22 protein-coding genes and 1 pseudogene are annotated in these 24,479 nt (G+C 60.0%); 14 read left to right on the top strand and 9 right to left on the bottom strand.

Annotation, left to right across the window (positions count from 1 at the left end):
• The 9 genes from DD235_RS16055 (at position 1) to panC (ending at position 8,590) form a co-directional block, all read left to right on the top strand.
• Positions 1–1,059 carry an amino acid ABC transporter permease gene (locus tag DD235_RS16055; protein WP_109063135.1) on the top strand — a complete coding sequence of 353 codons (1,059 nt, stop codon included), beginning with the start codon at positions 1–3 and terminating at the stop codon, positions 1,057–1,059.
• Positions 1,056–1,796, top strand: a complete 741-nt coding sequence (locus DD235_RS16050) for an amino acid ABC transporter ATP-binding protein (RefSeq protein ID WP_109063134.1) — start codon at positions 1,056–1,058, stop codon at positions 1,794–1,796. Before DD235_RS16055 ends, DD235_RS16050 begins: the two co-directional genes overlap by 4 nt.
• Before the next feature lie 65 nt (positions 1,797–1,861).
• Complete coding sequence (locus DD235_RS16045) at positions 1,862–2,050, top strand: DUF3460 family protein (protein ID WP_109063133.1); 189 nt, start codon at positions 1,862–1,864, stop codon at positions 2,048–2,050.
• 7 nt (positions 2,051–2,057) lie between these two features.
• Positions 2,058–2,939, top strand: coding sequence for a segregation and condensation protein A (locus tag DD235_RS16040; RefSeq protein ID WP_109063132.1), 882 nt, complete (start codon positions 2,058–2,060; stop codon positions 2,937–2,939).
• Between the two features lie 45 nt (positions 2,940–2,984).
• The gene (locus DD235_RS16035; RefSeq protein WP_109063131.1) at positions 2,985–3,386 is read left to right on the top strand and encodes a DUF2946 family protein; all 402 of its coding nucleotides are present in this window, start codon (positions 2,985–2,987) and stop codon (positions 3,384–3,386) included.
• A 232-nt stretch (positions 3,387–3,618) separates the two neighbouring features.
• Positions 3,619–3,834 (top strand): heavy-metal-associated domain-containing protein, encoded by a 216-nt coding sequence (locus DD235_RS16030; RefSeq protein WP_109063130.1) that lies wholly within the window; start codon positions 3,619–3,621, stop codon positions 3,832–3,834.
• Complete coding sequence (locus DD235_RS16025) at positions 3,831–5,984, top strand: TonB-dependent siderophore receptor (RefSeq protein WP_109063129.1); 2,154 nt, start codon at positions 3,831–3,833, stop codon at positions 5,982–5,984. Before DD235_RS16030 ends, DD235_RS16025 begins: the two co-directional genes overlap by 4 nt.
• Before the next feature lie 27 nt (positions 5,985–6,011).
• Positions 6,012–7,721 carry an ABC transporter ATP-binding protein/permease gene (locus DD235_RS16020; protein WP_109063128.1) on the top strand — a complete coding sequence of 570 codons (1,710 nt, stop codon included), beginning with the start codon at positions 6,012–6,014 and terminating at the stop codon, positions 7,719–7,721.
• A gap of 20 nt (positions 7,722–7,741) precedes the next feature.
• Positions 7,742–8,590 carry a pantoate--beta-alanine ligase gene (gene panC / locus DD235_RS16015; RefSeq protein ID WP_109063127.1) on the top strand — a complete coding sequence of 283 codons (849 nt, stop codon included), beginning with the start codon at positions 7,742–7,744 and terminating at the stop codon, positions 8,588–8,590.
• Between the two features lie 6 nt (positions 8,591–8,596).
• Here panC and DD235_RS16010 read toward each other — a convergent pair whose 3' ends face one another.
• Entirely contained in the window at positions 8,597–9,295 is a 699-nt protein-coding gene (locus tag DD235_RS16010; protein ID WP_239990192.1) for a copper resistance protein NlpE, read from the bottom strand.
• 74 nt (positions 9,296–9,369) lie between these two features.
• Here DD235_RS16010 and DD235_RS16005 point away from each other — a divergent pair, with 74 nt between their 5' ends.
• Genes DD235_RS16005 through DD235_RS15985 form a run of 5 tightly spaced genes read left to right on the top strand, consistent with a single transcriptional unit; the run spans position 9,370 to position 12,549 of the window.
• Complete coding sequence (locus DD235_RS16005) at positions 9,370–10,038, top strand: prepilin peptidase (protein ID WP_204524271.1); 669 nt, start codon at positions 9,370–9,372, stop codon at positions 10,036–10,038.
• Between the two features lie 19 nt (positions 10,039–10,057).
• Positions 10,058–10,696, top strand: a complete 639-nt coding sequence (gene coaE, locus DD235_RS16000; RefSeq protein ID WP_109063125.1) for a dephospho-CoA kinase — start codon at positions 10,058–10,060, stop codon at positions 10,694–10,696.
• 15 nt (positions 10,697–10,711) lie between these two features.
• On the top strand, positions 10,712–11,464 hold the full coding sequence (gene zapD, locus DD235_RS15995) for a cell division protein ZapD (protein ID WP_109063124.1): 753 nt from the start codon (positions 10,712–10,714) through the stop codon (positions 11,462–11,464).
• Positions 11,465–11,500: 36 nt separating this feature from the next.
• A complete protein-coding gene (locus DD235_RS15990) occupies positions 11,501–11,776 on the top strand; it encodes a lipoate-protein ligase small subunit (protein WP_109063123.1) in 276 nt (91 codons plus the stop codon).
• Entirely contained in the window at positions 11,773–12,549 is a 777-nt protein-coding gene (locus tag DD235_RS15985; protein WP_162300520.1) for a lipoate--protein ligase family protein, read from the top strand. The genes DD235_RS15990 and DD235_RS15985 overlap by 4 nt, the downstream gene beginning before the upstream one ends.
• Before the next feature lie 61 nt (positions 12,550–12,610).
• On the opposite strand, the gene DD235_RS15980 is transcribed toward DD235_RS15985, so the two are convergent.
• From DD235_RS15980 to DD235_RS17305, 8 genes and pseudogenes are all read right to left on the bottom strand, one after another.
• Positions 12,611–13,588, bottom strand: a complete 978-nt coding sequence (locus tag DD235_RS15980) for a Nudix family hydrolase (RefSeq protein WP_109063122.1) — start codon at positions 13,586–13,588, stop codon at positions 12,611–12,613.
• Positions 13,589–13,630: 42 nt separating this feature from the next.
• The gene (locus DD235_RS15975; protein ID WP_109063121.1) at positions 13,631–14,539 is read right to left on the bottom strand and encodes an ATP-binding protein; all 909 of its coding nucleotides are present in this window, start codon (positions 14,537–14,539) and stop codon (positions 13,631–13,633) included.
• A 34-nt stretch (positions 14,540–14,573) separates the two neighbouring features.
• Positions 14,574–15,800: a bifunctional glutamate N-acetyltransferase/amino-acid acetyltransferase ArgJ gene (gene argJ / locus DD235_RS15970; RefSeq protein ID WP_109063120.1), complete on the bottom strand. Its 1,227-nt coding sequence runs from the start codon at positions 15,798–15,800 to the stop codon at positions 14,574–14,576.
• A gap of 119 nt (positions 15,801–15,919) precedes the next feature.
• Positions 15,920–17,806 (bottom strand): family 2A encapsulin nanocompartment cargo protein cysteine desulfurase, encoded by a 1,887-nt coding sequence (locus tag DD235_RS15965; protein ID WP_109063119.1) that lies wholly within the window; start codon positions 17,804–17,806, stop codon positions 15,920–15,922.
• A gap of 53 nt (positions 17,807–17,859) precedes the next feature.
• Positions 17,860–18,947 (bottom strand): IS3 family transposase gene (locus DD235_RS15960; protein WP_109063118.1). Its coding sequence is split into 2 segments (ribosomal slippage): positions 17,860–18,695 and positions 18,695–18,947, totalling 1,089 coding nucleotides; the frame shifts between segments, so codons are not numbered across the junction.
• A 39-nt stretch (positions 18,948–18,986) separates the two neighbouring features.
• Positions 18,987–19,571 (bottom strand): annotated as a pseudogene (locus tag DD235_RS15955) (hypothetical protein); the annotation flags it as partial.
• A 180-nt stretch (positions 19,572–19,751) separates the two neighbouring features.
• The gene (locus DD235_RS16765) at positions 19,752–23,516 is read right to left on the bottom strand and encodes a hypothetical protein (RefSeq protein ID WP_146193526.1); all 3,765 of its coding nucleotides are present in this window, start codon (positions 23,514–23,516) and stop codon (positions 19,752–19,754) included.
• A gap of 194 nt (positions 23,517–23,710) precedes the next feature.
• Positions 23,711–24,178, bottom strand: a complete 468-nt coding sequence (locus tag DD235_RS17305) for an antitoxin VbhA family protein (RefSeq protein WP_239990191.1) — start codon at positions 24,176–24,178, stop codon at positions 23,711–23,713.
• Positions 24,179–24,479: the final 301 nt, after the last annotated feature.

Here is a 24,479-nt window from a genome sequence, read left to right as displayed (position 1 = left end):
ATGATGCAACAGGCCTGGACCTGGAGCCGGCGGCATCTGTTCGCCACGCCCTTCAATATGCTGTTGACGGCGCTGGCACTCTGGCTGGTGATGATGACTGTGCCGTTCATGCTGGACTGGGCGCTGTTCTCGGCCCGCTTCAGTGCAGACTCCGCAGCAGAATGCCGCGATGCTGCGGGAGCCTGCTGGGCATTCATCGCTGAAAAGCATAGGCTCATTCTGTTTGGTACATACCCCTACGATGAACAGTGGCGACCGTTGCTGGCCTGCCTGATCCTGATCGGTGTGGTGGTGTGCAGTTGCCTGCGCCGTTTCTGGGGCCCGCGTCTATTATTGATATGGGGGCCGGGGCTGCTGGCCTCGGCCGTGCTGATGTGGGGCGGTGTGGCAGGACTGCCGTACGTGGACAACAGCCGCTGGGGTGGCTTGCCCGTGACCCTGATGCTGTCGATCTTCGGTATCGTGTTTGCTTTCCCGCTGGGTGTGCTGCTGGCATTGGGGCGGCGCTCGCGGATGCCGGCGGTGCGCGCCCTGAGTGTGGTGTATATCGAGCTGATTCGTGGTGTGCCGCTGATCAGCCTGCTGTTCATGGCCTCGGTCATGCTGCCGCTGTTCCTGCCCGCCGGCGTGACGATCGACAAGCTGCTGCGTGCCCAGATTGCCATCATCCTGTTTGCCGCCGCCTACATTGCCGAAGTGGTGCGTGGCGGCTTGCAGGCCGTGCCGCGCGGCCAGTACGAAGGGGCCGATGCGCTGGGGCTGGGCTATTGGCGGCAGATGCGGCTGGTGATCCTGCCGCAGGCGTTCAAGACCGTGATCCCGCCACTGGTCGGCATTTTCATTTCGCTGTTCAAGGATACGTCGCTGGTGGTCGTGATCGGGATCTTCGACCTCACGCTGGCGGCCAAGGCGGCACTGGCCGATGCCGCCTGGCGCGGTTTCGGCGTCGAGGCGTATGTGTTCATCGCCGCCATCTATTTCGTATTCTGCTACGCCATGTCGCGCTACAGCCGGCACCTGGAGCGGGAGCTGGATACCGGACGGAGGATAGACCCATGAGCGACCCCATCATCCGGATGCAGGGCGTCAACAAGTGGTACGGAAAGTTCCATGTGCTGCAGGATATCGACCTTGAGGTGGCACGTGGCGAGCGGATCGTCATCTGCGGCCCGTCAGGCTCGGGCAAGTCGACCCTGATCCGTTGCCTGAATCGCCTGGAAGAGATCCAGCAGGGCCGCATCGTGATCGATGGTACTGAGCTGGATGGTGACCTGCGCCATGTCGAGCAGGTACGGCGCGATGTCGGCATGGTGTTCCAGCATTTCAACCTGTTCCCGCACCTGACGGTGCTGGAGAATCTCACCCTGGGCCCCATCTGGGTGCTGCATCGGCCCAAGGCCGAGGCCGAGGCGGTTGCACGGCGCTACCTGGAGAGGGTGCGGATATCCGAGCAGGCCGACAAGTATCCCGGCCAGTTGTCGGGCGGGCAGCAACAGCGGGTCGCGATTGCTCGGGCACTGTGCATGGCACCGAAGATCATGCTGTTCGATGAGCCGACCTCCGCGCTCGATCCCGAGATGGTCAAGGAAGTGCTCGACGTGATGGTGGAGCTGGCGGGCGAGGAGGGCATGACCATGCTCAGCGTGACGCATGAGATGGGTTTTGCGCGGCGCGTGGCGGACCGGGTGATTTTCATGGATGGCGGGCGGATCGTCGAGCAAAATACACCGGACGCGTTTTTCGACAATCCGCAGCATGAGCGGACGAAACTGTTCCTGAGTCAGATACTGCATTAGGTGCACAGGTAGTAAACTCCCGGTTGGGACAGTCCCGTCCGTGTTCATCCTGACAGCAGATCACCATGGCCAACAACTTCGAATCCGAAATCACCTGTTTTCTGAAAGACCTCAAGAAGGCCCATCCCGATATGGAAAAGAAGCAGATCGACGGCCGCGCCCGCCTGTGGGATCGCGAGATCGATTTCGAACTGCAGGAAGGCTACCAGAACGCCCGCGTGCCGCAGAAGGCCTACGTCTACCAGACCAACTGATCTGCGCATGCAGCCTGCGGCCGTTCCGGATACTCAGCTCGATGCGCTGGCCCGGCCTGCGGTCGACAGTACGCCTGACGTTGTCGATCATGTGGCGCTGGCGCGGCTCTATGGCGAGCCGCTGTTCCAGTTGCCGCAAGACCTGTACATTCCGCCCGATGCGCTGGAAGTTTTTCTCGAAACCTTCCAGGGGCCGCTCGACCTGCTGCTGTATCTGATCCGCAAGCAGAATTTCAATGTGCTGGATATCCCGATGGCCGAGGTCACGCGGCAATATCTGGCCTATGTCGAGCAGATCCGGGAACACAATCTCGAACTGGCCGCCGAGTATCTGCTCATGGCGGCGCTGCTGATCGAGATCAAGGCCCGCATGCTGTTGCCGGTGCGCAAGAGCGATTCCGGCGAAGAGGTCGAGGACCCGCGTGCCGAACTGGTGCGTCGCCTGCTTGAGTACGAACAGATGAAGCTGGCCGCACAGGGTCTGGATGCGCTGCCCCGCGTGGGGCGTGACTTTCAGGTGGCACAGGCGATGCGCAACCTGGTGTTCGAGCAGATTCCGCCCGATGTCAGCGTCGATGACCTCAAGCAGGCCTGGCTCGACATACTGCGCCGGGCACAGCTCAATGCCAGCCACCAGATCACGCGCGAGCAGTTGTCGGTGCGCGAGCACATGTCGCTGATCCTGCGCAAGCTGGGCAATGTCCGCTTCATGGAATTTGCCGAACTGTTTGCCGACCGGATCGACAGCGGGGATGGCCCCGCAGTGGTTGTGGTCCATTTCCTGGCGATGCTCGAACTGGCGCGCGAGTCGCTGTTGGAAATCACCCAGGTCGAACCCTATGCACCCATCTACGTGCGCCTGAGTTATACGACGCTCCAACAGGCTTGATGCAACGCAACCTGGGAGCGTGCGCGTCCCTGTAGAATCCGTTCCATGCTGCACTGGTGCCGGTTACGGCTTCGCTCCATCGCTTTGCTGATGTTCTGTACCCTGGTTGTCCAGGGGCCGGTGCTGAGCGCGTTGACAGCCTGGGGGACGTCTCAGGGGCGTCAGGTCGAAGTCATCATCTGCAACCCCGGTGGCATGCTGACCATGATGATCGACCTGTCCGACGAGAGTGATACTCCGCTCGACCAGGTCGCCAAGCGCATGCCGCAATGCGTGTTCTGCAAGATAGGCATTCCCTTGCCGATGCTGTTTGCCGCGCTGCTGTTCCTGCTGCTGCCGGTTGATGCCGGTCGCGCCGATTTTCCTCCCCCCGATGCTGCCGTTGCCCTGCCTGACGATCCGTCATGGCTGCGTGTGCCGGTACGTGCGCCTCCCGTCTTTTCCTGATCCTGCCTCTGCCTGACTGATGGCCCGGCAGGCGACCGCATGCCGGTTGCCTGGCTGATCGACGCCTGTCGTTTCCGGTCCTGAACATGGCTGCGGGCAGATTGCCGTCCCGGCGGCATTCCCTGTGGATGTTCCGCACGCTTTCTGTCCCTGTCTGGCGCTGCCTTGGCTGCGCCGGAGGGGTGTGCCTGCGTGCTGCCATCCCTGCCAATGAATCATCAGGAATTGCATCATGAATACGTATCCCCAGACCCTGACCTGGACGGTCAGGAATCTCAATTGCTCGGGCTGCGCCAGCCGCCTGCTGCGCCTGCTCAACGCCCAGGATGGGGTGATCGAGGCTCGGGTCGAAGTCGACACGAAAAAGGTGGAACTGGATTTCGATCCGCGCCGCAGCAACCCGGAAACGCTCCGGCATGCCATCGAGGCGGGAGGGTTCGCAGTATGAAAGCGTCGACCAAAAAAGTGGGTACCACATCCGTCCGTTGCCTGAGTCTTGGGCTTGCGCTGGCTGCAGCGTTTCCGGTGATGGCCGAGTCGGCAGATCAAGAGACGGCTGAGCCGGTTCGCAGGCTGCCTCGCATCGATGTGAGCGCCGAGGCACCGCGTCCCTCCTATGCGTGGGAAGCCACCATTGCCGGCAAGGAGCCTCTCGCTCCGCGTGAAATCGCCAACTCAGTCTCGGTCATTTCCAGCCAGCGGATCGAAGACCAGGGGTTGCAGACCGTGGCCGATGCCCTGAACCAGGTGACGGGCGTGACCGTCATCTCGAATGATACGAGCCAGAGCCAGTATTACTCGCGTGGCTATTCGTTGGGCGTGGCCTACGATGGCATTCCGGCTCGCGGTAGCCTGAACGGGATGCAGCAGTTCGATCTGCCGATGTATGAGCAGGTCGAGGTATTGCGTGGGCCGGCGGGGCTGTTCATGGGGACGAACGAGCCGGGTGGCGTGGTCAATCTGGTGCGCAAGCGTGCTCTGCGTACGTTTGCGTTGTCCGGTTCGGTGAGCGCAGGCTCCTGGGACAATTATCATGCCGATGTGGATGTCACGGGCCCACTCAATACTGACGGATCGGTCCGTGCCCGTGCCGTGCTATCCACGACGGATCGTGCCTACTTCTATGACGTAACCGATACTCGCCGCTGGCTCGCCTACGGCACGCTGGATTGGGATATCACCGCCGACACGACGCTGTCGCTGGCACTGGCGGCGCAAGATGATCATACGCGAGCCTCTTTCAGTGGCTTGCCGGCCTGGGAAAGCGGCGAACTGCTGGATGTTTCGCGACGGACCAACCCCGTACCCGAATGGAGTCGTTCCACCTGGCGCTCGCATGAGCTGGTAGCCGAGATCGAGCATCGGCTTGAAAGCGGCTGGGCGATCCGGAGCAAGTTCAGTCGCCGTGAGCAGGATAACTTCTTCAAGGATGCCTATGTCACGACGGGAGTGAGTGAGACGACCGGGATGGTCAATTATCGGCGGCGTCAGGGCGATTTTGATCATCGTCACGACGCGGTGGATGTGTATGCCTCCGGGCCTTTGATGGCGCTGGGGCGTGAGCATCAGGCGCTGGTCGGGTTTAATTACGAGCGCTATCGCAGTGGGTATGAGCGTTATGGCTGGAAGACGCCGAATCGTGCCAACGATGTACCGTTCGGGCGTCCTGATCTGGTGTCGGATTTGCAGGATGTTGTATATGACCAGGGGAGCAAGAGCCAGACTTCGCAGCGGGGCTTCTATGGGCAGCTTCGTGCCAGCATTGCGGATCCTTTGACGGTGGTGCTGGGTGCGCGTGTCAGTTGGTTCAATGACAAATCGCGTGGAGCGTCGCCTTCTGCACGAACTGACTGGAACCAGGGCGCTCGCGAATCTTCACACTTTACGCCTTATGGTGCCGTGTTGTATGACCTGACGGACAACCTGACGGTATATGGCAGCTATGCCAGTATTTTCATGCCGCAAACACAGCTCAGGGCCGATGGCAGTGTGCTTGATCCCAGAGAAGGAAGGCAAGTTGAATTGGGGCTCAAGGGCGAGTGGCTGGAGGGATTGTTGCAGTCGTCTCTGGCCGTGTATGACTTGCGTGATACCAATCGCGCCCAGTCCGATGGCAACGATTATTACGTGAATACGGGAGAAGTCTCCAGCAAAGGCTGGGAGTTTGAAATCGTGGGTCGGCCTGCACCGGGCTATGAAGTGCAACTGGGCTATGCCTATTCCCGTGTCAAATACCTCAAGGATAAAAACAACGAAGGATTGCCGTTCCAGACCTGGGAGCCCAAGCATTCGGCCAGGCTATGGGGGCTGCGGTCGTTCAGCGAGGGTGCGCTTGAAGGCCTGACCCTGGGGGTAGGGGTGAACATCGCCAGTAGCAGCTCTGCCGGCTCAAGCGATGCATGGGCCATGCGCCGCCAGGGCGGCTACGCCATCACCAATGCGATGGCCAGCTATCGGATCAATCGCCAGGTTACGGTGCAGTTCAACGCCAACAACCTGTTTGATCGGACGTACTACACGCGCCTGGGCGGCACAAACACCTACAACACCTATGGTGAGCCGCGTAACTTCATGCTGACGCTGCGCGCGCAGTATTGATGAGCGCAAGGCATGAGGGCTGAACGCATGATACCGTTGCCTCAGGCCGATCAGGTGCCACGCCCGTCCTGGCGGGCGGCCTGGCACCTGATCGGTGCCTACTGGGTGTCCGACGACCGCTGGAAGGGGCGCAGCCTGCTGGCACTGGTGATTCTGCTGGATATGCTGCTGGTGTATCGGGCTGTCCTGATTACCTACTGGCAGAAGGACTTCTATGACACGCTGGAGGCACATCAGATTGCCACGTTCTGGCACCTGCTGGGCGAGCTGGCGGTACTGGCGCTGGTCGGCATGGTGATGGATGCCGCGCGTGCTTATACGGCACTGGCGCTGGAGATGCGCTGGCGCAACTGGCTGACGGGTGCGTTCCTGACGCGCTGGCTGAGGCAGGATGCATTCTGGCGGATCAGCCATGCCGGTACGGTCGAAAATCCTGACCAGCGCATTGCCGAAGATCTCAAGTGGCTGGCCTGCAATGTGCTGGAGTTGTCCCTGGGATTGCTCAGGCACAGTGCCAATCTGGTGTCTTTCTCTGTCATCGTCTGGGGACTGTCCGGCGTGCTGACGCTGTCGCTGGCCGGCCGGCAGTTCGAGGTGGCCGGTTATATGCTGTGGGTCGCCATCCTGTATGCGGTACTGGGCTCTCTGGTCATGGAAAGGCTGGGGCGGCGCATGGTGGCGGTCGATTATCGGCAGCAGCAGGCGGAGGCGGATTTCCGTTTCCTGTTGATCCGGGTGCGCGAGCATGCCGAGCAAATCGCCTTGCTGGGTGGTGGTCATGCCGAGCAATCTGCGCTGTTGCGGCGTTTTGATGCGGTGCGTGCCAATTGGCGACATGTCATGACCTACACCAAGCGCATCACGCTGATTGATCGGGGCTATACGGAGGCCGGGGCCATGGTGCCTTATCTGCTTTGTGGGCCGCGATTCTTTGCGGGGTTGATGAGCCTGGGTGATCTGATTCAGTTGACCCAGGCTTTTACGCGGGTGCGCACTGCGCTGTCGTGGTTCATCTACCAATACAAGGAACTGGCGCTGCTGCGCTCGGTCTGTTGGCGGCTGGGCGAGCTGGATCGGGCGCTTGGGTGGGATCCCGCAGACACGTCCGTGACCCGTCTGCGCAGGCGGCAGGGGCGTCGTGTCGGTCTGCACGTGCGTGCATTGAGTGTCTACACGCCGGAGGGGGAACGGCTCTCGGGGCCGCTGTCCTGGTCTGTCCTGCCAGGTCAGCGCTGGCTGATCACCGGTCCTGCCGGGGCAGGCAAAAGTACCTTGTTACGCATGCTGGCCGGACTGTGGCCGCACGGTGTCGGCGTTATTGCCGTGCCGGATCGCAGTCGTATGCTGTTTCTGCCTCAGCAGAGCTATCTCCCTGACGGGACGCTGCGGCAATGTCTTTGCTACCCCGCCACCGAACAGGCATTTTCTGCAAAGGCCTGTCTCCAGGCGTTGCAGGATGTGGGCCTAGGGCAGATAGGGGGACTGCTGGACAGTGCCCATGACTGGAGCCGCCGTCTGTCGCCCGGCGAGCGCCAGAAGCTGGCCTTCGCCCGTGTCCTGCTGCATCGGCCAGCCTATCTTTTCCTGGATGAGGCGACTTCGGCACTGGATGAGGCCAGCGAGACTTCCCTTTACAATCTGCTGGTCCAGCGCTGCCCGGATATGGCCATCGTCAGCGTGGCGCATCGTCCGGCGTTGCGGCAGTTCCATACGGATTGCCTGGCGCTGCTGGCGTGATGTTTCCAAGGAGAAGGATCTTGCAAGTCGTACATACGGTAGAGGCATTGCGCGAAGCACTGCAGGCGCATGACAAGGGGCCGGTGTTCGTGCCGACCATGGGCAGTCTGCACGAGGGGCATTTGGCACTGGCGCAGCAGGCTCGCGCGCTGCAGGCAGGCCCTGTCGTGACCAGTATTTTCGTCAACCGTCTCCAGTTCGGGCCGAACGAGGATTTCGACCGTTATCCGCGCACGCTTGATGATGATGCCGACAAGCTGCGCCAGGCTGGCACGGTCGATATCCTCTTTGCCCCGGACGAGCAGGCACTGTATCCCGAACCACAGAATTATCGTGTCAGCGTTCCTGCGCACCTGGGCGACATTCTCGAAGGTGAATTCCGGCCTGGCTTTTTCGAGGGGGTCTGCACGGTGGTGCTCAAGCTGTTTGCCTGCGTGCAGCCGCAGGCTGCGGTCTTCGGAAAAAAGGACTATCAGCAGTTGCTGGTGGTGCGCAACATGTGCCGCCAGTTCCTGTTGCCGATACAGATACTGGCCCAGGATACCGTGCGCGAAACCAGCGGCCTGGCCCTGTCATCGCGCAATCGCTACCTGACGCCGGCACAGTTGAAGGAGGCAACGCGGCTGTACGCCGGTCTGCATGGCCTGCAGCAGCAGATGATGGCCGGAGCGACGGATATTCTGGCGCTGGAGAATGCGATGTACGCGGATCTCGAACGCCATGGCTGGCATGTGGACTATGTCGCTATCCGGCGTCGCGCAGATCTCCAGCAGCCACAGGCCGATGACCTGGTCGAGCCGGATCGGCTTGTAGCGCTGGTGGCGGCCCGCCTGGGCGGGACGCGCCTGATCGATAATCTGGAACTTTAGGCGGTATCAGTTGTTGCAAGTGGGGGCGTTGGCACCCGCTTCGTCGATTGGGTCCAGGTCGGGCTGGCGCGCCAGGTTGTAGTGCAGGCTGGGCTGGTGGCCGCCATAGGCATACAACCGCAGGGTCTGCGGCGTAATGACACTGAAATCCGCCTGTACATTGCCGTCGGCATTGAACAGCAGGACATGGGCCGGGGTGCTGAGTACTGCCTGCCAGCAACCCTGCTCGACGGTGCCCGTGCCGCTGTGACCCTGACTGTCCTGCGAGACCGAGCGTGTACGCCAGCGGCCGTTGGGAGACAGGGTGAGCGTGATGCGCTGTGCCGCACACTGGGAAGGTCTGCCGACGCAAGGCAGCGTGCCGGCGAAGGTGATGGGCTCCGGATAGAGCTGCGCCGTGGCCGGAGTGGACGGGACGACAGGGCCTTCACCCGTTGTTTCGGCACTGTCCTGCCGGTCGTTGCGATCTGCGCCGCGCAGCGGGATCTGTATCTGCGAGGCGGCCTGAGCCCGGGGCCGATTGTGCAACTCCTGCTGCTGGTAGCTGGCGTCGGTGGCCGAGCTGGCACGCGGCGGGTCGTAGTAGCCGGGGATGCGCTGTTGTGCACAGCCAGCCGTGACCAGGCCGGCCGCCAGCACAAGGCCGATCACGCCCGGACGGCGCAGGAAAAGGGAGGGCGAGAGGCGTGGGCTGTGTGTCATCATGGTCGCAGTAGGCTGGGCGAGGATTGGGGTCGATGGTAGTGTAGCTGTTCGTTGCGTTAACGGGAATGGGAGCCATGTCCGAGCTGCTCGCAAACTGGAAGCAAACCTTGCTGGCTATTGTCCTGCTGCAGGCATGGGTGGCCTTGCTGTGCCATATCGCGCCTCGACTGGTGGCGCAGATCGATGCCGCGCAGATGGTCCGCAGCCGACCTGCGCCGGCAGTACGACGGGTAGCGCATGCGCTGGTATTGGTCCTGACGGTGGCATTGTTGTGGTTGCCTGTGTCGCAGCATGCCTGGGTGGTCATGGCGGTGGCGGCCTGTGGGGCGAGCCTGCTGGCTCTGGCCTGGATCGATGCCCGGACCTGCCTGCTGCCCGATGGTTTGACCCTGCCGCTGCTGTGGGCTGGGCTGCTGGTCAATCTGGACGGCGCGCTGACTCCGTTGCGAGACGCCGTGCTGGGTGCCGCGGGCGGCTATCTGGTGTTGTGGTGCGCGGCTGCGGCATACCGACGCCTGACCGGGCGCGAAGGCATGGGCTACGGGGACTTCAAGCTGCTGGCTGCGTTGGGCGCGTGGCTGGGCTGGACGTGGCTGCCTGCCCTGATGCTGGTGTCGTCGGCCTGTGGGGTGTTGGCTGCGTTGCTGGGGCGTGCAATGGGGTGGTGCAGGGCCGGGCAGGCCCTGCCGTTCGGGCCCTGGCTGGCACTTGCCGGTATCATGGCGCTGGCATGGCAAGGTTGATGAGGGGGAGTGAGGCAGTATGTTGAAAATCGGACTGACGGGCGGGATCGGTTCCGGCAAGAGTCGCGTTGCCGAGCTTCTGGCCGGCTGGGGGGCAGAAGTGATCGATGCCGATGCCATTGCCCATGCGCTGACTGTGCCGGGTGGCGCTGCCATGGAATCCGTCGTGGCGGCCTTCGGTGAGCAGGCGCGTACGCCCGAGGGCGCACTGGATCGTGCGTACATGCGTGATCTGGTGTTTCGCCAGCCAGGGGCGCGTCATCGACTGGAGGCCATCCTGCATCCGTTGATCCAGCAACAGTCTGCAGACCGGGCCGCAGCCGCCATGGCGCGGCCGGGTGATGCGCGGCCTCCATACATCGTCTTCGTGGTGCCGCTGCTGGTGGAGTCCGGGCATTGGCGAGATCGGGTGGACCGGGTCTGCGTGGTCGATTGCGACCCCGAGACGCAGGTTGCCAGGGTGGCCGTGCGCAGCGGCCTGTCGCGTGAAACCGTGGAGCGCGTCATGGCGGCGCAGATAGACAGGGGTTCTCGGCTGGCGGCGGCGGATGATATTATCAACAACGACGGCAGCGTGTCGCCCGATGATCTGTCGCGGCAGGCACGTGCGCTGCATGACACCTGGCGTGCCGGTACCCGCTCCACCCCTCAAAAATAGAGAGATCCAGCGCTTGTGACCCTGTACGAATATCCATGCAATGAACGTGTTCGGATACTGCTGAGGCTGGAGTGCCTCTTCGACCGGCTGTTCTTCTTCGCCCAGGGCGAGGATGCGCGCCACCATCAGGTGGCGATGGGCACGCTGTTCGATATTCTCGAATGCCTGGATCGTACCGACATCAAGGGCAGCGTAATGCAAGATCTCGACCGGCAGCGCCAGGCGCTGCTGGTATTGCGCGGCCACGCCTCGGTCGACCAGACCGGGTTGGAAAAAACCCTGGCCGACATCGAGCAGGCGATTGCGGCACTGTCCAGCCAGGGCAAGATCGGCCAGGCGCTGCGCGACAATGACTGGCTGACCAGCCTGCGCGGGCGTCTGAGCGTACCGGGCGGTGCCACCCAGTTCGACATGCCGTCCTATTACGCCTGGCAGCAAAAACCCATCGAGCAGCGCCGTGCCAGCCTGCGCGACTGGGTGGCCGTGATCCTGCCCGTGTTCCAGAGTCTGTCGCTGTGCCTGCGCCTGCTGCGACAGTCCGGCAGCATGGCCGATGCCGAGGCAGCGCAGGGAGCCTATCAGCACATGCTGGGCGGCAAGGTGCAGCAGTTGGTGCGGGTTCATGTCGATGAGGAACTGGGTGTGTTCCCCGAGATCAGCGCCAACAAATACATGATCTGGATACGCTTCTCCTGCCAGGATGGCGAAATGAAGCCTCAGCAGGTGATGCGCACGATCCCGTTCCGGATTGCGCTGTGCTCTTTCTGAGCGGGTACCTTCTTACTCTTGCAGGAAGCTTTTTAGATGCATGCCGAATACAAAGTCCCTGGTGGCAAGCTGCTGGTCATTGATCTGGAGACGGATGGGCGTCAGATCATCGATGCCCGTCTGAGCGGTGATTTCTTCCTGGAACCACCGGAGGCACTGTCCGATATCGATGCCGCGCTGGAAGGCCTGCCTGTCGAGGCCAGTGAGGCCGAGATTGTCGCTGCCGTCACGGCCGCCTTGCCGGAAGGGACCGAGATGTTCGGGATCTCGTCTGAGGCCGTTGCCGTGGTCGTGCGGAGGGCACTGGCATGAGCCACAGTTGGGATAGCCTGCCCTGGCAATTGATCCACGAGGCACCGCAGGAGGCTGCCTTGCACATGGCGCTTGATGACGTGATCACGCAGGAAGTCAGTGATGGTATACGGCCTCCGACACTGCGTATCTGGGAGTGGTCCGAGCCGGCAGTCGTGATCGGCCGTTTCCAGTCGCTCAGGAATGAAATCGATCCCGAAGGTGCTGCCCGTCACGATATCAAGGTGGTGCGCCGCATCAGTGGGGGCGGGGCGATGTTCATCGAGCCGGGCAATGGCATTACCTATTCGTTGAGCGTTCCCAGCGAGTTCGTGGCCGGCATGAGTTTCCAGGAAAGCTATGAATTTCTCGATTCATGGGTGATTCAGGCCTTGCGCAAGCTCGGTATCGATGCCTGGTATCAGCCGCTCAACGACATCACCAGCTCGGGGGGCAAGATCGGCGGTGCCGCCCAGGCCCGGCGCGGCAAGGCGGTGCTGCACCATGTGACCATGGCCTATGATATCGACGCCGACAAGATGCTCGAGGTCCTGAGGATAGGCAAGGAAAAACTGTCCGACAAGGGCACGACCAGTGCCAAGAAGCGTGTCGATCCCTTACGCAGCCAGACAGGCTTGAGTCGTGATGCCGTGGTGCAGGCCATGCTGGACTCATTCCGTGAGCAAGCGCCGCTGCTGACATTGGGTGTGCTGGGCGAGGATACGCTGGCCAAGGCCCGCAAGGCAATGGAAACCCGCTTTCTCACGCCGGAGTGGATCGCGCTGGTGCCCTAGATCGGGCCTGAAATTCTCTACAGCCAGATAAAACGGGCCGCATTGCGCGGCCCGTTTGCATTTACCACCAGCCGCGTATGCCCGCCACGCCGTGTGCGCCGTGTTGGCGAGCGGTCTGCAGCAGATCCGGTGTGACGCCACCCAGTGCATAGGCCGGCAGGCCGGCAGAGCGGGTGGTCTTGAGGAAGGCGTCCCATCCCATCGGCGCACGTCCGGGATGGCTGCCGGTCGGCAGTACCGGACCCAGCACGATGAAATCGGCCTGCAGTGCCCGCGCCTGGGCGAATTCGCGGGAACCGTGCGTCGATACTCCGACCAGGCTGCTGTCCCTGTCGAAGCTGGGGCGGGCCGGGAGGGCTGCGGCATCGGTGGCACGCAGGTGCACGCCGTCGGCTTCATGCCACCAGGCTTCCGGATGGGCACTGTTGACCAGCACACGGGCACCGGCCGCGTGGCAGCGGGCCATGATCGCCTGCAGCGCGTCATGCAGGGAACTGGCATCCGTGCCGTCGGGCCAGCCGGGTTCGCGCAATTGCACCAGTTTCAGTCCGCGAGCCAGCGCCAGATCCAGTCTGTCCAGAAAATCGGGCAATGCCTGCGGACTGCCGATATCCGTGATGGCGTATTCGGTCGGCAGTTGCAGCCAGCGCAGTGGCGGGTAGGCGGCCGGCAGCAGCGGGCCGACACTGTCGGCCTCGGCAGGCAGGGCCCACGACAGTTTCTGCTGCTCGCGACCGTAGGGCGTCCCTTCCCAGCCGGTGACCAGTGCAAATGCCAGCTTGACGAAGGCATGGTCATATTCATGGGTATAGGTGACCCAGGGCGTCACCGTGGTGACCTGGATGCCGAGTTCTTCGTCCAGCTCGCGCACCAGTGCCTGCAGGGGCGTTTCGCCCGGTTCGATCTTGCCGCCGGGCAGCTCCCACCAGCCGGACCAGCTCTTGTCGGCTGGGCGTTCGGCCAGCAGTACCCGGCCCTGTGCGTCGAGGATCATGCCGACCGCGACGTCAATCGTTTTCTTGTGAGGAGAAGGAGTCATGCCTGTATCTATGGATCAAGGTGGTTTGGGCGCATCCTGCGTTCAGGCATCCTGGTGCTGCGCAGCCCAGTCGCGTGCGAACTGCCAGGCCACGCGGCCGGAGCGCGAACCCCGATGAAGCGCCCATTGCAACGCCTCTTCGCGGGCGGCTGCGATGGTTTCCGGCGAGCAGCCCAGGTGGGCCAGCCAATGATGCACGATATCGAGGTAGTCGTCCTGACGGAACGGATAGAACGACAGCCACAGGCCGAAGCGCTCGGACAGCGAGACTTTTTCCTCGACGGTTTCCCCTGGATGGATTTCGCCGTCCTGGCCGGGCTGTGCCTGCAGGTTTTCACGCATGTGTTCCGGCATCAGATGACGCCGGTTGGAGGTGGCATAGATCAGCAGGTTGTCGCCTGCCGAGGCAATCGAGCCGTCGAGCACCGACTTGAGCGCCTTGTAGCCGGCTTCGCCTTCCTCGAAGGACAGATCGTCGCAGAACACGATGAAGCGTTCGGGGCGGCTGGCAACCAGTTCGACGATGTCGGGCAGGTCGCCCAGGTCCGACTTGTCCACTTCGATCAGGCGCAGGCCCTGCCCATGGTAGGCCGCTAGCATGGCCTTGACCAGTGAACTCTTGCCGGTGCCGCGTGCGCCGGTCATCAGGACATTGTTGGCCGGACGGCCCGCCATGAAATAGCGGGTGTTGCGGTCGATGATGTCTTTCTGGCGCTCAATGTGTCGGAGGTCATCCGGCTGGATGCGGGCCACGTGGCGTACGGCATCCAGCCAGCCCCGGGCACCCCGGCGACGCCAGCGCCAGGCACTGGCTTCCCAGTCGATGGGCGGTGGCGCGGGCGGCAGCCAGGCTTCCAACTGGGTCAGTACACGGCTGGCCTGGGCCAGCAGGGTGGTCAGGTCGGCACCAGAAGCGTTGGCTGCCGTGGCTGTGGGGTCTGTCGGTGTCATCCTGTCTATGCGGATATGCGTGTTGACGGATGTCTCAGGAGCGGTAGTCAGCATTGATGCTGACATACTCGTGCGAGAAATCGCAGGTATAGACCGTATCCGAGACGTCACCGCGACCCAGCGCGATGCGCACGGTGATTTCGGGCTGCTGCATCACGCGCTGACCATCTTCTTCACGGTAGTCGGGGTTGCGGCCGCCGTCGCGGGCCACCAGCACATCATCGAGCCACAGGCGCAGCTTGGCGGTGTCCAGATCGTCGATGCCGGCATAGCCGATGGCGCACAGGATACGGCCCAGGTTGGGGTCGGAGGCGTAGAAAGCGGTCTTGACCAGCGGGGAGTGCGCCACGCTGTAGGCAACCTGGAGCGCTTCGTCCGTGGTGGCGGCCTCTTCGACATGTACGGTGATGAACTTGGTGGCACCCTCGGCATCGCGCACGATCTTCTGCGCCAGTTCGCGCGAGGCCTGTGCCAGTGCATCGCGCAGTTCGGCGTAGTGGGCGTCATCGGCGCTGTCGATGCGCAGGCCGGACTGGCCGGAAGCGATCACGATGAAGGAGTCGTTGGTCGAGGTGTCGCCATCGACGGTGATGCGGTTGAACGACTGGTCGGCCAGCTCGCGCACCAGGCGATCCAGCAGCGGCTGGGCGATGCCGGCATCGGTGCCCAGAAAGCCCAGCATGGTGGCCATGTTGGGACGGATCATGCCGGCGCCCTTGCTGATGCCGGTAATGGTGATCTCGTGTCCGCCGATGCGCACGCGCACCGAATGCACCTTGGGCAGGGTATCGGTGGTCATGATGCCGTGCGCGGCACTGAACCAGTTGCCTGTGCCCAGGCCGGCAATGGCGGCGGGCAGGGCGGCCGTGATGCGGTCAACGGGCAATTGTTCGAGAATCACGCCGGTCGAGAACGGCAGAACCTGTTCCGGAGCGACATCCAGCTCGCGGGCCAGGGCCACGCAGGTGGCCTGTGCGGCCGCCAGTCCCTGTTCTCCGGTGCCGGCATTGGCATTGCCGGTGTTGATCACCAGCGCACGGATGCCCTGACCAGCCTGTAGGTGCCGTTCACAGAGCTGCACGGGGGCGGCGCGAAAACGGTTCTGGGTGAAGACGCCGGCGACCGAACTGCCGGGGGCCAGTCGAAATACCGTCAGGTCGCGCCGGTTGGCTTTGCGTACACCGGCCTCGGTAACACCGATTTCGATACCTGGGACGGGATGGATATCCGTTTCTGCGGGAATGTGAAGATTGACGGCCATGTGGATACTCGTGTTGAAGTCAGGCGCGCATGCGGGCGAACCTCCAATTATCGTCAATTTTCGGGGCTTGTGGAGAGGAAAAGGGCGCGGCAGCCTGCCGCGCCCTTGATAACGCAAGTTCAGCGCTTCAGATTTTGCAGCGCCTGCACCAGCGTGTCGATTTCCTCGCGGGTGTTGTAGAACGCCAGCGAGGGGCGCACCGTGCTTTCCACGCCGAAGCGGCGCAGGATGGGTTGCGCGCAGTGGTGGCCCGAGCGTACGGCGATGCCTTCGCGGTTCAGTGCCACGCCTACTTCCTGGGTCGAGAGACCTTCCAGCACGAACGACAGCACGCTGGCCTTGTGGGCGGCGGTGCCGATCAGGCGCAGGCCGGGGATCGTCGAGAGTCCTGCAGTGGCGTATTCGAGCAGGCCATGTTCGTAGGCACCGAGCGTGTCGATGCCGTAGCGATCCAGGTAGTCGAAGGCGGCACCCAGGCCCACGGCATCCGCGATATTGCCGGTGCCTGCCTCGAAGCGGGCCGGCGCGGGCTGATATTGCGTATGCTCGAAGGTCACGTCGGCGATCATGTTGCCGCCGCCCTGCCAGGGCGGCAGATTGTCGAGCAGCGCCTTCTTGCCGTAGACCACCCCGATCCCTGTGGGGCCGAAGACCTTGTGCCCGGAAAACACGAAGAAGTCGGCATCCAGCGCCTGTACGTTCACCCGCATGTGGGCCACCGATTGCGCACCGTCCACGATGACCTTGACGCCGGCCGCATGGGCAATCCGGATGATGGCATCGACCGGCACTACCGTGCCCAGCGCGTTCGACACCTGCGTGATCGACACGACCTTGGTGCGGGGCGACAGCAGGGCGCGGAAGGCATCAAGCCGGACCTGGCCGTCGTCGTCGACCGGAATCACGCGCAGGCGTGCGCCCTTGTCGGCGGCAAGCTGTTGCCAGGGCACGATGTTGGCATGATGCTCCAGGTGCGAAACGATGATCTCGTCGCCTTCTCCCACCTGTTGGGCTCCCCAGGTGCGGGCCAGCAGATTGATGCCTTCGGTGGCTCCGCGCACGAATACGATCTCGTCGGGCGAGGCCGCACCCAGAAAACGGGCCGCCTTTTCGCGGGCTGCTTCATAGGCGTCGGTGGCGCGTGCGGCCAGCGCGTGCGCCGCACGGTGGATGTTGGAGTTTTCGTGGGTGTAGAACCAGGCCAGCCTGTCGATCACGGCCTGGGGCTTGTGGGTGGTGGCCGCGTTGTCCAGCCAGATCAGCGGCTTGCCGTTGACGGTTTCCTGCAGAATGGGAAAGTCGCGTCGCAGGGCATGCAGTTCGTAGGCACCGAGGGTGCCGTGGTTGTGGGATGTCGCAGCAGGCGTGGTGGCAGGTGAGATGGCAGGCGACGGGCTGCTCCTCTGTGGGGCTGCCGGATGCGTCACGGGTACGGAAGAAGCCGCACGCGTGCCCGGCTGCTGTGCATCCACAAAGTAATACGGCGACGGCGCGGTGCTGCGAGGGGCCTCCCGCTCCAGATCAGGCACGCCTGGCAACGAGGATGGCAGCGGTGCGCCCGCCGCCGGTACGGGCCAGCCCCCTTCCTTCTGAAAGTAGTAGGGCGTGCTGGAGGTCGGCGAGTAGGGGTGGTCCACTACGGGAGCCGGGATGGCATGCGGGCCGGCGTGATCCAGGTAGCCGATGCCGCCACGCCCCAGGGCCACTGCGTCGGGTTGCAGCAGCGTCCCGTTGATACCGGGGGCCGGTGTGGTCGAAGGGTGCGGGTTGCCTGCGCCTGTCGCCGTGGTGATGCCGGTATGAGTGCCGGGCGTCGAGGTCGGGGCCAGGACAGGGTGCAGCGCCTCGGGCTGGTCCGGTCGGTGTCCGGCCAGAGCGGCAATGGCTTCGCCGCTCTGGCCTGGCAAGGCCGCGAACAGGGCGTTGGCCAGTTGCGCCAGGGCCTGCTCGCCGATGGGCGGAGTGGCCTGCAGCGGCCGCTCAACGGTAGGTGTCGGGGTACTCATGGTACTTACCCAGGTAATCCCCCCATATTTAGCGATTTCCAGAAGTAGGAATGCTATGCGGTCATGGCCAGCCGCTGTTTAGGGGTATATCCGCCCAGAGCCATGTTTGGGCGTTCATGATTGTAAGACCACATCCATTCTGTCGCTGCACGCTGGACCTGATCCAGATCTTCCCAGTGATATTGGGACAGCCACTCGTAGCGCACCGTCCGGTTGAACCGCTCGATGTAGGCATTCTGTTGTGGCTTGCCTGGTTGGATATACTCCAATTTGATATCCCACTGGCGCGCCCATTCGGTGATTGCTGAACTGAGGTATTCCGGACCATTGTCACAACGAATCGCCAAGGGCTTGCCACGCCAGGCAATGATCTGTTTTAACGCACGGATAACCCGCTCCGAGGGCAAGGAGAAGTCGACTTCTATGCCCAGTGCCTCGCGGTTAAAGTCGTCGATCACATTGAACAGTCGGATGCTACGTCCATCAGTCAATTGGTCATGCATGAAGTCCATCGACCAAACGTGGTTTATGGCCATGGGCACCGTCAGCGGCTCAGGCACTTGGCGCACCAGGCGTTTGCGTGGCTTGATCCGCAGGTTCAATTCCAACTCCCGATAGATGCGGTAGACCCGTTTGTGATTCCAGCCGAACCCCTTCAAATTGCGTAGATACAGATAGCACAGCCCAAATCCCCAGTTACGATGGTTGTCCGTCAGGCGCAGCAGCCACTGGGCAATCTCATCATTCTCAGTCCGGTGCTTGCCTTCATAGCGATAGCAGGTCTGGCTGATGCCAAACGTCTCACAGGCCAAACGGACCGAGATCCCGCGCTCCCGCACTACGTGTTGAGCCATCTCGTGGCAGCGAGATGGTTTCACCACTTTTTTTCGAGAGCCTCCGCGCGCAGCTCGGCCTTGAGTTTCTCCTCGACGTACATCTTGCGCAGCCGGGCATTCTCCGCCTCCAATTCCTTCATCCGTGACATCATCGACACGTCCATGCCGCCGTACTTTGCCCGCCACTTGTAGAACGTCGCTGAACTGATGCCCAGCTCTCGGCACATCTCGGGTACCGTGATGCCCGCTTCCACGCGCTTGATCGCGTCCAGAATCTGGCTGTCTGTGAATCGTGACTTCTTCATGCTGTAGAACTCCTCAATGAGAAAATTCTACTTCTGATCTCACCGCTTTTTCGGGGGGATTACCCCCACTTCAACGTCTTCAAGAACCGCCAGCGCGTCGTCGGACAGCACGGCCAGCGAGCAGTACAGCGAAATCAGGTAGGAGGCGATGGCGTTGCGGTTGATGCCCATGAAGCGCACCGACAGCCCCGGCCCCTGCTCTCCGGCCACACCGGGCTGGAACAGGCCGATCACGCCCTGGCGGCGATCACCCACGCGCAACAGCAGGATCGAGGACTTGCCATCGACGACCGGTATCTTGTCGGACGGAATCAGCGGCACGCCGCGTCGGGTACATTCGCGACCAAAGGCGGCGATGGCCAGCGGATGCGCCAGGAAAAACGCAGGCTCTTTCCAGACCTTGGTCAGCAGTTCGTCCAGGTCATCGGGCGTGGGTGCGCCGGTCAGCGGGAAGACCCGCTGTGATTCGGCCACGTTGGCCAGCAGGCCGTAGTCGGGGTTATTGATCAGTTCGCTTTCCTGGCGCTCCTTGACCGTTTCGATGGTCAGCCGCAGTTGCTCCTTGATTTGGTCATGCGGGCTGCTGTAGAGATCCGAAACCCGCGTATGGATATCGAGTCGGTGATTTACAGTGTTTCTACAGGGAAATGGAGCGAATTCTAGCGTAGGTTGGAATAGGTAAAACCAGTTTCAAACCAGTAGGTTAGCGTATTTTAGCTGAATTGGTGAAAACTGGTCGCTGTACCTGTACTGTACCTAAGTTTCGGTACAGTACCCAAGTGCATTTAGGATGTAGCGGGTGACCTATCGTTTAAGTTTTCTTTTCTCTGCGTTAACATCTTCTTGCCTACCTCTTTGTTCCCACTCCGCAGATATCCTACCTAACATTGCTGAGGTGCGGGCTGCTGTCGCTTGCTGTGCCCATTGGCGATAGCGATCAGCAAGCTCTCGCTCCTGTGCACCTCCATCAAGTGCGCCCTTGGAGTAGACGCCTCGCATATTAAAGCGCTCAACCTCGATTCCACGCTCTACTCTATCTGACGCGATTCGCTCTAGGATGGTTGCTACTGCTATTGATGGCCAAGCTCCGGTGCCATTTTCCGCCGGTGAATGAGCAAGGAGTTGACCGATAAATTCGTCAGTGATGCCTTCGTGTCCAGTTTCGGCCGCCTGTTTGCGAACATCTGAAATCCAAGCACTGAGAGTGGGCTCGTGAATGACGCCTTCTTTGTCACCAGGGACGGTATGAAAAGACTTGAGCAGGCGATACGACATCCTTGCTCTCGTTCGCGCCTCCTCCGAAGGATTTGGGTTTCGGTCCTCGTTTTTGCTAACGAAGACATTCCTAATCATTTCCACATATTCAGCCGGATTTTGTGCAAGTAGGGCGTGAATGGAGAGGCACTCCACACTGTCTTCAATTAGAGGGAGGTAGACAAATTCGCGTCGAGCAACTTCTATGAGATCCAAATCGCCTCTTTTTGACAACTCCTTAAATACCTCACTAATTGAATGTGAAAGTACTGAGGAGGCACCATTGCCATTCGAAAGCTCTGCAACAGCATCATCAAGCAACGATAATAAGGTTTTTGAACTGACTTTATCTACATTGTTGTAGAGTGAGTTTAGTACAACCACACTGCGTTTGGCTCGTCGAAGCTCTTCGATTGCGTTGAGAATTTCCTCGATGGACGCGTTTAGAGGTAAAGAGCCAAAGTCACGCCAATACGAATTCTGAACATCTGGTCCTAGTGATGCAACGAACTGCCAAGTGGTCGAGTCATTCGGCCAGTTTGCAAGCAGCCAAGCGACTTCTTTTTCCGATCTGCAGCGCGGAGCGACGACTGTTGTAAAGTGGTTTAGCCAATCTTCGCCATGCCGGTGCTTTAAGCTAGCGGAAAGTGCTGAGGCGAGGCTATAGCAGTCTCCACCAATATCTAGAAGAGAGAATATCAGGTCTGTCGCATCGTCGTTCGAAAGCTCTAAAGCATAAAATGCCTGTCGCATTTGATTTGGCATTTTAACAGTCTGTGCGAGACGCAGAATCCCATGGACGCCAAGTTCTGAATAAATGTGAAGGAGGCTTGAAGCACGTTCGGACTCGACTTTTTCAAGAGAGCTTCTAGCGTCTGTGCCCACATACGGGACCCAGTCGTCAAATAGATGACGTGTCTGTGCTACCAAATCCGAAGGGTAGTGCTGAGTCAGTAACGCTTTGACCTGAGCCAACTCTTCTCCCTTAAGCGACCAGTCAGAGTCTGGGAAGGATTCTTGACGTGCTACGTAATCTCTGAGTTTATGCCAAAGATCACTACCTTCAGAATTAGAGAAACCAGCCAAAGTATCGGCGATCAGGCTTGTTAGACGCACCCTATTAGTGGGTTGTAGATTTCCTATATGTCTGACGAGAGAAATGACGCGGCGCTCGTCCCCCTGGGCAAGAACTATCACTCGATCCATAATCCGAGATTCTGTTGCCCATACAAGACCAAACGTGATTTTCTCAGGCTGAATTGGCGTTGTGTCTCGTAGTTTTGGGCGAGCGGTAGGTGAACTTGTTTCGTGTCCTTGCGGTAGGAGTAGCGTAAGTAAATTCCAAGCCACGTCCGGCAGATCGCGAATCAAACCGTCGATTGCAATAAATCGCTGATTTAGATCGGCGTCAGTATTTGGTAGCCATGGCAAGAAAATTTCTCTAAGACTATTTAAAGGGCGATTTCCATTTTTCGAATCTCTGGCCGGATCGATGGCTGCAAGCTTTCCAAGAATTATTGTGGTGCAAAATAAATAATCTGGGTTCCATGCTAAGACTTCTAAGGCCCAAAGAACGTAGACATGGGGGCTAGTTGCCGAAAATAGATAGTCATTATCTTTTGGCTCTTGGAATAGTCCCAAAGCATCGCTAGCTTGGCCCTCGAGGCTCTTCCCGAGGGCCTCCAGAAAAGGGACGGGGGCCGCCTCCGCGACTATCGAGAGTTGAGGTAGTAGTGGAAGTATCCATTTATGACTTTGGGCGAAGCCTGGCAGAGAGCGAATCACTTCATCGACATATCTTTGGGGAGTCGTACCATTCAGCTGGAGACCACCTACCTCAGGCATAACCGCAAATAGCATTAACGTGTATGCAAGGCCGTCACGTAGCCAGTCGCTGTAATCGTCTGGTGCCCGATAGCGGAAGGAGAATTTCTCATCTTCAGTTGGTTCAACTGTTTGATGGCTAAGCACTCGAACGACAGCCGCCTTAAAACGCTCAAGATCACTGTCATCGACAAGGTGACCATAGTGTGGAAATGCATCTACAGCAGCTCGTATCTGCCAAACTTGTTCGACCTTGTCGAATGGCGGGTCAGACATAGTTAACGTCGGCCGAATTAAAGTCTCTACGGTGCTATAGTCCGCTCCGCCTGAGAGCCCAGAGATGATATCTTTGTCAAGAGCTGAGTCGGTAGTCCACGCTCCAGCAAGTAGTACGGGCTTCAGTGACGCTGCCAAATGCTCCCATTCAGCAGGAGAGGCAATGCCCGCAGCGGGATGCAGCCTACGGAAAATGGTAAGGCTTCGACCGCATCGAAAGGCCTGTTCGTAGCCATCTTGCCGGTCAATACCCATTGACTCCATAGCTTCAGCCATCGCGCTGGCTGAGGGCCGTTTGAGGATAGAAAGACCTTGCCGCTTTCGTTGCACGCCGGTCGCAGCTGTCAGCGTTGGGCCTTTTTGTCCAAGTGCGCCTGCAAGTTCATCGGCACCCTTCCACACCAAGAAGTTCATGCCTTTTTTTCCTAATAGGAACTGAGCTGCTTCGAAACTCTCGACGATCATAGTCCGGTTTTCAAGAAGTCTCCGGGTTTCGTCCGGTGCATTTCGAATAACAGCCACAGCGAATGCTATAACTTCTTCAGCCGTATCTGCGCCCAGCGTGAAATTCTGAGGGTTCCCTAGAAGCACTTGTAAAAGTTGCTCTGCCTCCTCGCCTCGTTCACACAGCAGCATTTGTTCTGTTAATGCAGGCTTGAAACTGCTGCTGTATCGCTGCCAGAACTCGTCTGTACTAAGCGCGCCGTTCTTTGGGGATTTTTCAAGAACGTTTCTCGCATATTTGGCTGCGACTGCCGGCTTTTCCTCAAGCCAGCTGACTAGTGAGGTGCCGTCGATAAAATGAACTTCTCGCCAATTTTCTTCAGCATTTCGCTCATCTAGCCAATTCACTAGTGTCTCTCTTGGTGTGTCCCAAGAATGTAGGTTGACTAGGACAAAAGCGTTTCTTGCCATCACATCCGGTGGAGTTGCCCCTGTCCGCTTGTCGTAGTCTTGCTGCGCTTTTGCCCTACCGGCAGGTGTTGTGCCAAATTCCCATTTGGATTCTTTAGCTGGTACTCTTGATATTGCCTCGGTTGTTTCCAGATCGCCATCAAAGCCGCGAAGTGTTCCAGCACTTTGGCCTGGAAATCTGAATTTCTTGGGATCCCCCACGGTTGCGCGAATCAGGTCGCCCACGAGATCTATGAAAATCTCACGCGCATCCGTGCGTCGACTCCAAGTCTTCAAGTCTTCGTCCGAAATCCACTGCATTCTTCACCCTCAGTTGTATTTGTGTTGGTCGTATGATTTCTGAGCAGCAGGTTTTCTGAAATTTCTTAATCTCGCTACTGCTCGTTTTCCATCACTTTTGAGAAAAATCACTGCGCGCGATCTGGATGCATGACAAATACCGGCGACAGCCTATCCTGCACTAGCTTCAACCACCTATATTTTCTTCGTCATGACTAAGCTTTAGGGCTTGCCAAGGCACTACGCGGTTGCACAAATTCTTCTAAGTCAATGCTCCCGTCGATGAACCGTTGAGAATGTTCTTCATCTGCTGCACTGAGCGAGAATCCCTCCAAGCCGACTGATGCGCGTGCGTAGTTGACGGCCGCTACACGCCGGTTGCGCTCGGCACCGGATATCGTTTTAGTTAGTTCCGTTTCGTGCGAACCCATCTCAGCCATGGTTGTCTCCCGTGCTTTAGGTAACGATATTTTACAAGGTGTGGGATTTTTTTGGTGTTTTGTAGAGAAAACAGGCAAAAAGGTTTCACGCAGAAATTGTCTTGTTTTTGTGGCTATCAATAGGTTTTCCCGATGGACAGCGTTATTGGCTGCCATCCGTGAGGGCACTTCCCAAAGAGGCTTTGCCTCTCTGGACTCTCCACCCTCGCCGGGAGCAGGGATGCAGGGGGTGAACCACTGCATCCCTGTCCCAAGGGTAAGGTCGTTCCCGTCGCGTCAAGGGGCCGTGTCCTCGCCCTACGGGCTGCGGGCCGCACCAATCCCCCTTGACCCGTCATCCATTAAAAGGCTGACGTGTGGAGGCAGTTTGGTCGAAAGCGGTGTCAAGGGCGGGACCGGAAGCCGCAGCCGTGAGCGCGACGTCTCCCCGTATTCAGTAGCGCGAGGCTTTAGAGTCCGGGATGGTTAATGTATTCGTTCTTACTGCCAGAAGGCCAGCATAGGCAGCAGGCGTTAATCCGCCCAATGCCTTTTTTGGCCTTTC

The sequence above is a fragment of the Corticimicrobacter populi genome, from assembly GCF_003123725.1.
Taxonomy (GTDB): domain Bacteria; phylum Pseudomonadota; class Gammaproteobacteria; order Burkholderiales; family Burkholderiaceae_B; genus Corticimicrobacter; species Corticimicrobacter populi.
This window is presented reverse-complemented; position numbering and strand designations above follow the sequence as displayed.